10 protein-coding genes and 1 tRNA gene are annotated in these 14,026 nt (G+C 43.3%); 8 read left to right on the top strand and 3 right to left on the bottom strand.

The window, feature by feature from the left end:
* Position 1 precedes the first annotated feature (1 nt).
* Positions 2-817, bottom strand: a complete 816-nt coding sequence (locus VGA95_09905; GenBank protein HEX9666853.1) for an SDR family oxidoreductase — start codon at positions 815-817, stop codon at positions 2-4.
* Positions 818-950: 133 nt separating this feature from the next.
* On the opposite strand from VGA95_09905, the gene VGA95_09900 reads away from it, so the two are divergent.
* Complete coding sequence (locus VGA95_09900; protein ID HEX9666852.1) at positions 951-1,895, top strand: transposase; 945 nt, start codon at positions 951-953, stop codon at positions 1,893-1,895.
* Positions 1,896-1,910: 15 nt separating this feature from the next.
* Here the strand turns inward: VGA95_09900 and VGA95_09895 are convergent, their stop codons facing one another.
* Positions 1,911-3,143 (bottom strand): carbohydrate porin, encoded by a 1,233-nt coding sequence (locus tag VGA95_09895; GenBank protein HEX9666851.1) that lies wholly within the window; start codon positions 3,141-3,143, stop codon positions 1,911-1,913.
* Between the two features lie 339 nt (positions 3,144-3,482).
* Positions 3,483-5,003: a TolC family protein gene (locus tag VGA95_09890; protein ID HEX9666850.1), complete on the bottom strand. Its 1,521-nt coding sequence runs from the start codon at positions 5,001-5,003 to the stop codon at positions 3,483-3,485.
* Between the two features lie 210 nt (positions 5,004-5,213).
* Between VGA95_09890 and VGA95_09885 the strand changes: the two genes are divergently transcribed.
* The 7 genes from VGA95_09885 to rsmI all read left to right on the top strand — a co-directional run.
* Positions 5,214-5,954: a lysophospholipid acyltransferase family protein gene (locus VGA95_09885; protein ID HEX9666849.1), complete on the top strand. Its 741-nt coding sequence runs from the start codon at positions 5,214-5,216 to the stop codon at positions 5,952-5,954.
* Between the two features lie 222 nt (positions 5,955-6,176).
* Positions 6,177-7,829, top strand: coding sequence for a hypothetical protein (locus VGA95_09880; protein ID HEX9666848.1), 1,653 nt, complete (start codon positions 6,177-6,179; stop codon positions 7,827-7,829).
* 114 nt (positions 7,830-7,943) lie between these two features.
* Positions 7,944-8,549, top strand: a complete 606-nt coding sequence (locus VGA95_09875) for a histidine phosphatase family protein (protein ID HEX9666847.1) — start codon at positions 7,944-7,946, stop codon at positions 8,547-8,549.
* Between the two features lie 366 nt (positions 8,550-8,915).
* Positions 8,916-9,683 (top strand): thioredoxin domain-containing protein, encoded by a 768-nt coding sequence (locus tag VGA95_09870; protein ID HEX9666846.1) that lies wholly within the window; start codon positions 8,916-8,918, stop codon positions 9,681-9,683.
* Positions 9,684-9,956: 273 nt separating this feature from the next.
* Positions 9,957-13,142: a hypothetical protein gene (locus tag VGA95_09865; protein ID HEX9666845.1), complete on the top strand. Its 3,186-nt coding sequence runs from the start codon at positions 9,957-9,959 to the stop codon at positions 13,140-13,142.
* Positions 13,143-13,343: 201 nt separating this feature from the next.
* Positions 13,344-13,429 (top strand) — tRNA-Ser (locus VGA95_09860).
* Between the two features lie 41 nt (positions 13,430-13,470).
* On the top strand, positions 13,471-14,026 hold a 556-nt coding region (rsmI, locus tag VGA95_09855; protein HEX9666844.1), incomplete at its 3' end, for a 16S rRNA (cytidine(1402)-2'-O)-methyltransferase.

The following is a 14,026-nucleotide window of genomic DNA, read 5'->3' as shown; positions in this document are numbered from 1 at the left end:
ACTAACCGCCTGTCCTAAAACTAGGGTAAAGCATCATACCACCGTCCACGTAAATTGTGGCCCCTGTTACATAGTCAGAATCATCAGAAGCCAGCCAAACCGCAGCCTTAGCAATATCGGAAACTTCTCCAATACGACCATATGGAACCAACTCTAGCAACCCCTTCATGCCCTCTGGAGTATCCCATACCGATTTATTTATATCAGTCTTTATAGCGCCAGGAGAGATGGCATTTACACGGATACGATTGGGGGCAAGCTCTTGGGCAAGGGTTTTCATGAGCATACTGACTCCCCCCTTAGATGCGGCATAATTTGCATGCCCAGCCCATGGTATGGAATCATGCACAGAGGACATACATATGATCTTCCCCATTGCGCTGGACAGTTCTGGGACTATCCCTCTTCTTAAAAACTCTCTAACAGCTTCCCTGGAACATAGGAACTGACCCGTTAAATCTACCGATATCACCGCGTACCATTGCTCAAGTGTCATTTCTTGAAACGCAGCATCTCTTTGCATACCTGCGTTGTTAACCAGTATATCGATGCTTCCATAAGCATCAACCATCTCCTTGAACATACTCTGGACCTCATCCTCTTTACTCACATCAGCCTGCAGGTCTATAGCTTCTCCTCCGGCATCCACTATCTCTTGAACCACCTGCCGGGCCCTATCACCACCGGCTCTATAGTTGATAACCACAGATGCTCCAGCCTTAGCCAGCTCTATTGCTACCTCCCTTCCTATGCCAGAGCTAGATCCGGTCACCAGTGCTCGTTGCCCCTTCAATATGCCATCTTTATTGATCGCCATCTAAATTTCCTCCATAAAATTGCGTCAGGGATGTAAATAATCTGTCATTATCACACAGGAGAATATCGATTTCAATATTAGGCATATGGGGTCATTGCTTGACTTTGTACTGGGTGTATACTTTCATATTATTATGGCAAGACAATTGAGACTAGAGTTTCCAGGTGCTCTATATCATATTACTTCACGCGGGAATAACAAGCAGGAGATATTCTTAGACGAGGAGGATCGAAGGGATTTTCTTGATCTAACCGGCAAGGAGATAGAACAGAAAAGATGGAAATGTTATGCCTATTGTATAATGGACAATCATTACCATCTAGTTATCGAGACACCCGAGGGCAATTTAGTCTCTGGAATGAGACGACTTAATGCCGTTTATTCCCAGATGTTTAATAGGAAACATGGGCGACATGGCCATTTATTTCAGGGCAGATACAAGAGCCTAATCGTTGAACGTGAGGGTTATTTACTGGAACTTTGCAGATATGTAGTTTTGAATCCCGTAAGGGCTGGTATTGTTGATCAGCCTGAGCAATGGGAATGGAGCAGCTTTAATAGTACAGTTGGTCTGAGAGCGGGGCCGAGGTGGTTGGATACAAAGGGGGTTCTGGAGCTATTTAGTCATGATGAAACAGAGGCGCGCGCTCAATACAGACTCTTCGTATTGGACGGAATTGGTGGGCCAAGCCCATGGGAGAAGATAAAGGGACAAATCTGGTTGGGGCGTAAGGGATTTTTGGAGGATATGGATGGTCGAATTAATAAGGAAAGTATAAATAATGTGCCAATAACACAGACAGTACCGACGAGACCGACGAAAATTGAGGTACTTAACACAGTGGGAAGCGAATATTTTGTTTCATTAGATGAAATAATGGATCGAAGAGATGCTAGGGCATATAAAGCTGCCGTCTATTTGTTGAGGAGGATAGCGAATCTGGAGCTCAAGGCTGTGGCAGAGGAATTTGGCATATCGACGACTAGGGTTTCAAAGATACAGGGAGAGATTGAGAGAATGGACAAAACCGACCTAAAACTCCTAAAATTGCTTAGAAAGTACAAAGTCAAGCAATGACCCCATTTATATGCTCTATAAATCAATAATCAACTCGATTCCTAGAACAAAAGCGTTTGGGATATCTCCCGTTCCGGCAGGATGAACGATAAATTGAAGGTCAGGCTGAATGCTCAACCAGGGTGTCACGACAAACATGTGTGTCAACTCGAACGCCATTTCAAAGCCTTGGTTTCTTAGTTTCTTACTGAACTTTCCGTAGGCAAGACCGAATGATGTATTATCGTCATCACGTCCAGGAAAAAGTCCTCTGTATACGGACCCCGTAGAGAAAAAAAATCGAAAGGTATTTATTTCCGACTTAGGAGCAAAGGTAACAGTTGCAAAAGGTGTTAACCCTTGTTGGCTCTCGGGTCCTCCTTCCCGATAAACCATCTGCTCCATGAGTAAATATAAACCATAGTTTCCCCTCAACTCATCATCAGCATTGGACAGATCATCAAACCCGCCAGTATCATAATAACCCCCAATCTTGTAAGTGCCGGGAAGACCTTTTGAATCCCCTTCTTGGTTAGGTAGATAACCTAGCTCACCTATTAACAAGGCACCCTTCTCAAATCCAAAATCCAGTCCACGAACACTGTCCCTCAGAGCGGCGGGACTTGAATTGTAAGCTCCGATCATCGTATAAAATCTCTTATCTGGAGAGGCCTTTATCCTGACCCCTAAAGTCGAGAATGGATCTACGGTGAAAGATGGTATGTTGAAAAAAATGCTGATAGGGTTTTGATTAAAGGCCAGGCTAACGAAATTGTTGAAAAGTGGGGAAGTCATGAATTCATCACCTGTACCAATCCTACCAACTGCAATATTTAGCTTGTCCCGAAACAGCGATTGTTCGATATAAAGCTGATAGAGCCTTATCGCATTACCACTGAAAGCGTTAGAAACGTCAAAAAAATTTCCAATATCTCTTGCAGAAAGGCTACGACCAGATGACCAGGCGCCAGAAATCCGGAATTTCAACCCACTAATATGAAGTAATTTTCCAAAATCCAAATCCAAAAATACATCTAAAACACCTGAATATTGTACGCCTTTTCTAATTCCGCCAAGTGGATTTCCCAGAATGTCAGTTTCGTAATATCCATAAAAATTAACACCCATATCACTGAGTTTCTCTCTTAACCCTCCCCAATTTCCTGTAAAATAATCCTCTTTTGACCAGGAGTCGAGGAAGTTTGCTAACTTACTATTATTGTTAAGATTCCGATCCGGAGGATCGTCAGCGCTGGACTTAAATGTCATTGTCAATATTAGACAACTCAGTTGGAATAAGATCAAAACTGATTGCTTTGATATACACATTTACATTAATTGAAGCCCCAAGAGGTCATGACCTCCTGGAAACGGAATGAACCTAATTAAAAAGTAAAAAGCACACTAATACCTACCGAGTCTTACCGACTGGGTATTACCAAAATAGCTAAGGTAAACGGGAATGGTTCCTTCATAGCCTCTGCCACTGTTACGACGGTAGCAGGGGGAGCGCCCGAATCTTTTCTTCTATCGCAGGAAAACAGGATCATAGAACAAATTGATATGAAGATTAAATTTAGGCCATAGTATTTAAACGATAAAGAGTTTTTACTCATTTTCAATTCCAGGACCACTCTTAGGATCGGCGTTAGTAATACCATTATTTATCGAAGGTATTTCTGCCCCTATTGCATGTATTAGCTCTGCATAAAAAGTAAACAGGCTTGTTCTAGACTGAACCTTTTCTGCCCGCGCCTCAGCCAGCAAGGTTTGAGCATTCAGTAGTTCCACAATATCCCCTACCCCAGAGCGGAAGCGTGCAAGAGATGCATCGTAAGACTCTTTAGCGCTGGCCACGAGTACTTCGCTCGCCTCTAGCTGTTGGGCGGCTGTTCGGAAGTTATAGTATGCATTCCAGACATCTTGTATCACCACCTGTTCCTCGACAAGCAAGGCAGCTTGAGCAGCCTTTAAATTCGCGCGTGCTTCGCGAACTGCATTAACTAGAGCAAATCCTTGGAAGATCGGGATCTGAAGCTGAAGACCGACTAAGTAGTTGGTAAAATAATCACTTGAGAGACCGTCAGGACGAACCCACCATCTTGCGATCTGTCCAACGGCAAACAGCTGCGGAAACCGATTAGATTGTGCCTCACGAAGCTCTGCTTCCCTTTGTGAGACAAAAGCTTCAACTGCTGCAAATTCAGGGCGGTTCTTCTTTGCGGTGACAATCAAATCCTCTACGTTTTGCTGTAGAGCCTTGAGCGGCAGCTCCGAAGGCTCATCAGCGACATCAAATTCCGTGTCCGCAGACCAACCAACCGCAGTTGCCAGCGTTCCGCGAGACGTTTCCACTGCACCCCTATCGGCCACAAGATCAAATTGCACCTGCGCCATTGTCGCCTTAGCCTGCAATACATCAGGAAGCGTCCCCACGCCTGCCTCAAGCCGAAGCTCTGCAGCTTCTAAACTAATCTTGGCTTCCTCCAAAGACACTTCATCAGCGCGAGTCTGAGCCTTGTTACCAATATACTTATAGTACGCCGAAGCTACATTCAACAGCACATCCTGTATCGCCTGATTATGATTCCAGTTTGCATTATATAGTGCTTGACGTGCAGCCTGGGACTGAGCACTTCGACCACCGAAATCCAGGAGGAGATAGTTCAGCGTGGCACCGACGTGTCCATATTGCTCTTTGTATCTATTCAGACCCTTAGCCTCGCCTCCACCTTTATTATAGGCATATTCTGCAGAGCCGTCGATCTGCGGATAATATATCCCACGTGCCACCGCCCAAGCAGCCGCAGCAGCTTTTGCTCGCTCCCATGCCTGTATAGTAGTCGGATTGTTCACAAGAGCAACATCAACTAATTGGGAAAGTGTCAACTCATTAATATATTCTCCTAATTCAGACGGCACTCCAGCCAATTCCTCAGTCGGGAAAAACTCAGAATATTCTCCGGTGTGAGGCCTCCACACTGCGCCTGGAGCGGTTGATGTCTCCTTAGAGGGATTTAACTCTGGAAAGCCCTGCGCACAACCGAAAGTTAAAAATATAATGAAAATCAATATGTAATAATTTATGGAGGAAGGCGGTTCAAAATTAGAATGTCCAAGTTTATCCATAGATTGAAATTGAGTAGAAAAGATTACAGGTGAGAATTCTCAATTGTTTTTCAATTACGATCATCAGTTAGACTAATCTTTGTCAATAAGAATTTTATTCGATTTTACTATAAAAAATTGTTACTTCACAATACCATAAAATAAAGATTAATTGCAGTAAAAATCTTGACAAACCCACCTGGATCGTAGTTACTTTCCAATAAATACCTGATGAAAGCATATCGATTAATTACAACAATATACTGCTGGATCGTGGTCTTTCTAGTAACCGTTATAATAGGTAGTTTCGGTGTAATTCTGTCCATAATAGCCCCAAAGCACGTGATAAAGTACGCAACCAGACCGTGGGGATATTGTCTTATTAGAGGATGCGGGATCAAGGTTAGGATCGAAGGTCTTGATAACATTCCTGATGAGCCCTGTGTAATCATGTACAATCACCAAAGCGCAATTGATATTCCCTTCTATTGCGGGTTTCTGCCTATAGAGTGGAGAGCAATCATGAAGGATGATGTGGCAAAGATTCCCTTCGTTGGTTGGGTATCAAAACTTACAGGTCAATATTTTGTCGCACGAGATGGATCGAAGAGGGATACGGAACAAGTTAAAAATATCGCAAAACAAATCAGAAACGGACCCCCTGTGATATTAGCTCCCGAGGGAACAAGAAGCCCCGATGGAAAGCTCCTTCCATTCCAAAAAGGTGGGTTTATAATAGCTTTGCTCGCTCGGATACCTGTTGTACCAGTGGTGATATCAGGTGGATACGAAATTATGCCCAAAGGTTCCCTGTCGATAAAACCCGGTACGATGTCAATGAAAATTTTTCCTGCCATAGATGTAAAAAGTCTGCCCCAAGGTAAAGCTGGGAGAGAAGAGCTTGAGAGTCTTGTTCGAGATTTAATGATGAAAGGCTTGGGTGAATATGACACGATGCGAATCGCGTCTTAGCTTTTGCAATTTATAACTGAGCACAACTTAACCACAATCCAAAAGATTTATTTAATTCACAGCCCCCTAATGTATTTTTTGCCAAGTGAGAAATATTAAAAATTTTAGCATAAGTTGATGATGTAAAAAAAATAGTTTACAGTTATACAGTTTAAGCTTTTCTCAAAATTATTGGAGAGATAGTTATGTTCATGCAGGTGATGTTTTGGAGGATAATTTAGAATGGCCGAATTGGCGGATCTGGACCTGGAAACGATAATAAGTTTGGCAGGGATGCCTGTCCAAAAGGATCTGGTAGATCCTCGCGATCCGAAACAGATGGCCGAAAAGGTCAGAGTTACTTTTAGACCTCTTCCTAAGGGTTACGCAAACAAGACGATCATTGACTTTCGATACAAATTATACGAGAAGCTTACTCAAAGCGGTGTCCATGTAATACAGTGGAACAAGGCATCCGACATTGAGCCAGATGGCCTCATTTCAAAAATCTTAAGAATAAGAAAGATCAAAAGAAATATTAATGCGGTTATTGATGTTGATAGGCCTTATTCAAAGACAAGAAAATTATTCAGTAATCTTGCGGAAACAATATATTACCTTTTGCGTTCTCCTAATAAGTCAGTAACCGAAATTATAAAGGCCAGTGCATGGGCTGACGACCTTACAAAAAAGCACGTTCAGGATCCTTTCAATACTCAGGTCGTAACCCTAATGCCGTTAAACGACGAGTTTGCGGATACAAACACGCCATACGAGAGAAAGATAAGCATCGGATTACAGAATATAATTAGAACAATGTCAGAAGTCGTTATTGGTGTTTCAGAAGAAAGAATCTCAATTATAAATATGAATCTCTCAGATTCCACATTTTCTGTCGCGCAACTTGATGAATTCATGTTGAATTCATTTATTCCCAAAATTTACGCGCCAATTAAGCCTCCAGTGCTCAATCGCTTTATAAAAGGTGAATTCGACCCGGGAAAATCTGAGTATGCGCTTCAATTAGCCAATTTGGGAAGAAACTTAAAACATACCGACTTATTCCCTCAGGGTTCAAGTTTCAGTGACAAAATTACCAGACTATCTCATAGGGACGTAGTCCAAAAGATCTTTGAGGGGAGAACAGGCGTATCTTATGGATTTATAGCAATTGCAGAAGCACCCAAATACGAAGGTGCCAAAGAATTAACGTTTGAAGAATGGGAAAAATTATCGAAACTGGACGGAGTGAACGGCGAAATAGTTAGGCAAAACGAAATCGGTAGATTATTCATAAAAACTGTTATGAGAGAGAAACTCATTTATCAACAGGTTCCTGATATTTGGATTTTAACATCAAGATCGGGAAGTGATAAGACAAATTTAGATCCAAACTCAGATATTGTAAGAATAGGATTAGTGAAGGGGAAGCTGTTTCTACAAACACCTGTTGGCATTGATCTTAATAGAAGGGATATCAGACCATCTTTTGATACATATGTAATCCTTGCACAGGCACTTTCAGCAGCACTTTATGCCCATGACATGATTAAGGAAGGTATGCCGATCCTTCACTTTCATGGATATCCGGACCCAGCGTGGTTCAAACAAAACGAATATCACGCAGGTGAGACTAACCCATCCATGCCTTGTGGAACTGTGGAAGCTGCACTTTTAAACTATTCTTGTGTTTATGAGCTCGCAAACCAGAACGGATCAGAGATGAAATTACTCTGTTTAGTAGAATCTGATCATGGTGTAAACATCTTAGGACCAAACACGGAGTATTTGATATCGAGATTAACAGAAGGCACAAAACAGGGTTCAATTATGCTTGGCGGACGATTTCTCCCTCAGCTTAAAGAGTCAAAATATAAGTTTGGAAGCGCTCAGTAATAAAAGATTTTATTATAATTCTAATAGCCTTTATTGTAGGCCCTTAAGATATTAAACTTCATTGATTATCTTGAGTTAGCTTAGTTGATAAATCGTATCACTAATTAACTACAAATGTATACCCTCGAACACCCTCCAAGAATCTACCTAGCGCGTCATTGTAAAACACAATGGAACTTGGAAAAGCGGCTCGTCGGAACATCCAATATACCTTTGTGCAAAGAGGGACGAGACGAAGCGTACGCTAACCTACCCCTAATTGAGAGTTTAGGCATACAGAGGATCATTAGCAGTCCATTGAAAAGAGCATACGAAACGGCCAAAACCTACGCAGATCATCTTGGAATACCGCTTCATATAAATCCTGGCCTTAAGGAAATCGATCATGGAAGTTGGAATGGGAAACAGATTCAAGAATTATTATATGACTCTAATTTCAAAAAATGGTTTGAAGAAGACCCCACGTCTGTGCCAATACCCGATGGAACTGAGACGATACAATCGGCCCAGAAAAGAATAGTAAAAACTATTAAAGACATAGCCCTCTCTTATCCAAACGAAACAATACTTATTGTTATGCATAAACACATTAGATCGCTGCTAAGATGTGCGGTCTACGGATATGAGTTTAAACGGTGGAGAGAGAATATAGACGATAGAATAGAGCCTATTGAAATACCCAAGAATCATATAAAGAGAATCTTCGAATTGGCAGCATGATATTTTCGAAAGGCCACAACCAGAGGATAGTCAATACGTCGAGTCACACTTCGATAGTTCGACCTTTCGACTAAGCTCAAGGCTCACTACTCAGTGTGATAGGGTTGTTGGTTTTAGCAGAAACGATAGGCGGGGTTTTCTAACCCCGCTCGACCGGCGGCTTGATGGTCAACCGGAAGCGTAGCGCGAGGTAATGGACATCGGAAGGGCTGAGAGTTACCGTACCGCGACCAAAGAGGTGAGGTCTTTACCCAAATGACATTTCCTTCATATGGCTTCGCCCCTGTTTTAAGAACCGTGTATCGGGCTAAGACTTTGTTCTTGTTGACAATTGAGATGAATTGTATATAAAATAGCATTTCTATCATGAGAAATCTATTTATCCTTACCCTGGTTCTGGCTCTTCTAAGTTTAATTCTCGCCATCGGAGCTTACCTGAGAATTTCAAACCTCGGGGAAGAGTTGTCACAAATGAGAATTGAAAATGAGAAATTGTCATCTTCTGTTGAGGAGTTGAAAAAGAGACCTACGATTGGCGTGCCTGGAGTACCCTTAAGATCGAAGATGATCACTATTGACGAGCAAACTGATTACGCGAAGGGGGATAAGAATGCACCCATTACACTGATTGAGTATTGTGACTACCAGTCGCTTTTTTGCAGACATTTTCACAATGAAGTGTTACCTAAGCTTGATAATGATTATATAAGCGCTGGTAAGGTTAGGTACATTTATAGGAATTTTCCAAGGGAAACCCACGGCATGGCAATCCCTGCTGCCAATGCCGTTAGGTGTGCAGGAGAACAAGGGAAATACTGGGAGTTCCAGGAGTTTGTATTCACAAATCCAGAGAATCTGAATATGGACAAGATCATAGCGTATGCTGAGGACTCAGGATTAGAATTAGGCGATTTTAAAAAATGCGTCAGTGAGAAGACATATGAATCTCAAATCCTCGGGGAGAAGAAGGCAGGAGTAGAAAACGGAATCGGCACGGTTCCTTCTCTACTTATCGGTAAGACCAGAAACGACAATAAGCTGCAAGCGGCCAATGTCATAGGCGCAAGAAACTACAATAATCTGAGAAATCATGTCGAAGAGCTACTAAATGAAGAAAAGAACAATGCTAATTGAAAGATTTCCATACTCCTCTCTCGGCGTTATAAAAGAGAAAATTTTCCCTTTCGATTTCTCGTATGGATTATTGGAATTAAAAAGGTGTGTTGGCTAGATTTTCAAAGTGAACACCTTTAATTCATAGGCTGCTCACGTCCAAACTTTAAATGACAAAAAACAAAAAAGGTATTGACAAAGGTCTCAAAATAGGTTTAAAATGTGAAGTAATCTGTGAGCTTTGTCCACAGTTGAGGGTGAGATAACTGAAAAAACTCTGAAGGAGGATGCAGGATGTTAAAATCAGAATCAAATATCAGTAGGTTCGTTCCTTTATCTATTATCTTTCTTATATTTTTTGTATTTGTGCTGTTTGCTTCCGAATCGTTTGCTGGTGCTGTCCCTGGGACGAAGTTTGTATCAGCTTCCGGCAGCGATGCAAACGACCCATGTACTAATCCAATGTCGCCGTGTCGAGAGATAGAATTCGCAATTAATGGAGTGCCATCCGCTAATGGAGACCAGATCAGGGTCGAGGCGGGCGGCTACGGGCCATTTGGCATAGGCAGTTTTAGCAACCTGTCTGTCATTGGCGGCTTTCTTCCAGGCAGTAATTTTGCAAACGGTTCAAGGTCTCCGTCTAATCTAACTTTCGTGGCCGGAGACACTAACACTCGAGCCGTAATCATCGAGGATTCGGCGAACATAACGTTGGACAGTTTAATTTTACATCTTGGAAATGCCCAGTCGGACGGAGACTTATGTGTAGATGACAATGGCAATGGTGATACTATAATCGCCGGAGGTTGTCTACTCGTAACCCGAACGGGCGGATTCACCGGGATCGACCTCGACATCAACTCGTGCAGGGCGGTGCCTGGATCTGGCGGGGGTTTTGCCTGGTGTGATTGTACTGAATGCGAATTAGTAGGCAGCACTCAATTCGATAGATGCGTTGTCGAGAATAACGACGCTTCATTTACGGATACCGCTCTAACTCAGAGTATAGGTGGTGCTGGTGGTCTGATCTTAGAGTCAGATGGTCAGATAGACAACTGCGATATTAGAAATAACGAAATAGTAGAATTTGGAGGCGGGGGCAGTGGAGATGGGGGAGGCCTTTTTGTCGTAGATTCAACGCTCAACATCATGAACTCACAGCTCCAGGGAAATCATGCATATGACGGCGGCGGCATACAAATCGTTAGGGTGTTTATGGACGATTTTGGAGAGGTGTTCATGGTTGACACTTTAGTTAAGGATAATCAGGCCGAGGACAATGGCGGAGGTATTAATAGCAAGGACTCATCACTTCAGGTTGTCAGAAACACTATTTTTCACAATCTTGCCGGGACAGACGGCAGTGGAGATGGTGGCGGTTGTTATACGAAAGCAAGTGTAGTTACGTTTTATGGGAATGTCTTATCGCAGAACATAGCCGATGATAGTGGTGGTGGCTGTTTTGCTACCGACGACTCGATACTGACAATGGAGTCTGATTTCTTGCTTGAAAACAAGGCTAATGAAGGCGATGGAGGTGGTCTTGCGTGCAGGGGTGAATCAGATCTTATTCTCAAACCTACGGGTGATGGGATATTTGATGGAACGGGTACTATTTTCCCAACAGTCATAAATGGCAATGTCGCCAATGCTGGTTCGAATCTACTCGGTACCGGTAGAGGGGGAGGTGTGTACGCTACCGACTGTCGGGTTACCATAGGATTTCCCGGAAATCCTATGGACAAACTGGTGGGTGCTGCAAGGACCGTGATTAGCAACAATAATGCGAATAGTGGGAATCCCGGAGTGCTTTCTCAAGGATCTGGTGGGGGGATTTTCATTGGTCATGGGGGATTCCTTGACGGCCTCGATTTTGACGTTACAGAAAATATCTCAGTTGGAAGTGGCGGAGGGATCTCGTTTGATAATCTCGACAACGTAACTGAGTTAGCCCTGGGGGATATAAGGAGGGCGCGAATCAACGACAATAAGGCATTTAATCCCGGAGGAGGGATCAACGTGGGAAATAGATGCCTTGCTGGCCTACTTCCTGGATGTGGTGGTAAGATTACCGTTGAGGATAGTGATATACTTGGCAATGAAGCTGAAATAGATGCATTAACGGATCTTCCATGCGGCGGCGGGGGAATAAATATCGGTAAGGGATTATTACCTGGATTAATTACAGACGCTCAATTTCAGAATGTTTGCGTTGCTCAGAATATAGCGTTCGGCGATCCCCTATCGGCCAATGGAGGTGGGATTTGTGTTACGGATGGAGCCGATGTTTTGGTAAATCATGCAACCATTGCTGATAACTCTGCCGATGGACAGGGTGGAGGCGTATTTGTTGCCATTATACCATCTAACATTACTCTCCTTAACTCAATTATCAGATTCAATGATGCCCCCACGCTCGTACAGCCGATAAATCTGCTTGGTCTTGAAGGTAGAGACATTTGGTGTGGTGTTCTTGGGGCTAATTTAAACCTGGAAAATTGCATTGTCGGTCCTACGATAAACTTTAACAATACAAACGTGTTTATACCTCCCTCGGACCTTTTTATAGGCCAGGGATGTATATTTCAAACGAATGTTAACAATAAATTCGGCGCTGATCCTCTCTTTGTGAATCCTGGTGCGAGAAATTATCATCTGAGAACTCCCTTTTCTCCCGCTGTTGACATGGCGACAAACGCAGGAGTAGATAGAGACAAGGAAATGACTCCTCATGAATGTGCATTTATTGGATGTAATCAGCAGTTTGCAGCAGACATAGGGGCACTTGAGTTCAAGGAATTTCCCTGTACAGACAACTGTAAGTTGCCAGAGTGTGCGCTCACGCCCGAATGCATAAATCAAGGCTGTCAAGATACTGCTGATGCTCAGGGCAAGGTGGATTGTAACAACGACCTCTGCTTCAACTCGCTCGACTGTCAGGAAGGCGTGGCCTTCAATAACTGTGCTGACCTTATCAATAACAATCCACAGATAAATGCATTGACAGACTGCGCGGATCCAAATTGTTCAGGAGCTGCAGCCTGTCAACCACCGACACCGACGCCTACAGCGACACCGACACCGACAGCGACACCAACACCAACGCCTACACCGACACCGCCAACACCCACACCAACACCTACACCAACACCGCCAACACCCACACCAACACCCACACCTCCGGAGTGCCAAGATGATATAGATTGTCCACTTGGAGAAATTTGTGAGAGTAATGTGTGTATTATAGGGTGTCGAGATAATTCTGATTGCCCGGCAGGACAAACGTGTCAAGACTTCAATGATTTTGACATAGGTATTTGTTTATCGGCGAACCAGGGTAACGAGAATGGTTGTTCATCAATTGCTGGAGCTGCTCCGATACAGCTAGGTACCGCGATGGCGAACTTACTGATACCGCTCGTTCCAGCACTAGCGATTGGATTCAGGGCGATCAGGAGAAAGATGAAGGGGCAGAAGTAAATATAAAAAAGATAGAAGGGCTCCAAGCCCTTCTATCTTTATAGGCAAGAATTTGAAAAAGCCAGGGCGAAACCCCTGGCTTTTTTTTACCATCATCATTTCGATAGGCAGGGTTTCCAAGCCCGCCCGACGACTAAAAAATCGACCCCGCTACAATTCAATGATCATTTATGTATAATCTCCCCTAGATTGATAGGATTTGGAGGGCTGGCAGAACGGCTAATGCACCGGTCTTGAAAACCGGCGTCCGAAAGGACTTGGGGGTTCGAATCCCTCGCCCTCCGCCATAGAACGATACAGGATGCAAGATGCATGATGCAGGATGCAAATGAAAGGAAAGCTTTATATTGTATCAACGCCTATTGGGAATCTTGAGGATATATCTCTAAGGGCCATCAGGATTCTGAAAGAAGTCGATCTCATCGCCTGTGAAGACACTAGAAATACCCGAACGCTCCTTTCTCACTATGAGATCAAAAAACCCCTTACGAGTTATCACGAGCACAATGAGAAAGAAAAGGCGGAAGAGCTTCTGAGGCAATTAGTAGCCGGCAGGAGTATTGCTTTGGTTTCTGATGCCGGCACCCCGGGCATCTCTGACCCAGGATTTAGACTCGTTAAAGATGCCTCTGAAAATGAAATCGATGTGATTAGTATCCCAGGGCCTACCGCTGCAATAGCAGCAATAAGTATATCAGGCCTTCCGACATCGAGTTTTACCTTCTTTGGTTTCATTCCAAAAATAAAAAGTAAACGAAGAGAATTTCTCAGAGAAATTCAGGAGGCCAGGCACGCATTTATTTTCTACGAATCACCAAGAAGAGTTTTAGCAACACTAAACGATATGGTTGAAATTCTAGGAGATAGACACATTTCTCTAAGTA

This window comes from Thermodesulfobacteriota bacterium (assembly GCA_036397855.1).
Taxonomy (GTDB): Bacteria; Desulfobacterota_D; UBA1144; order Nemesobacterales; family CSP1-2; genus DASWID01.
The sequence above is the reverse complement of the archived record's forward strand: the minus strand, read 5'-3'. Positions and strand labels throughout refer to the sequence as shown.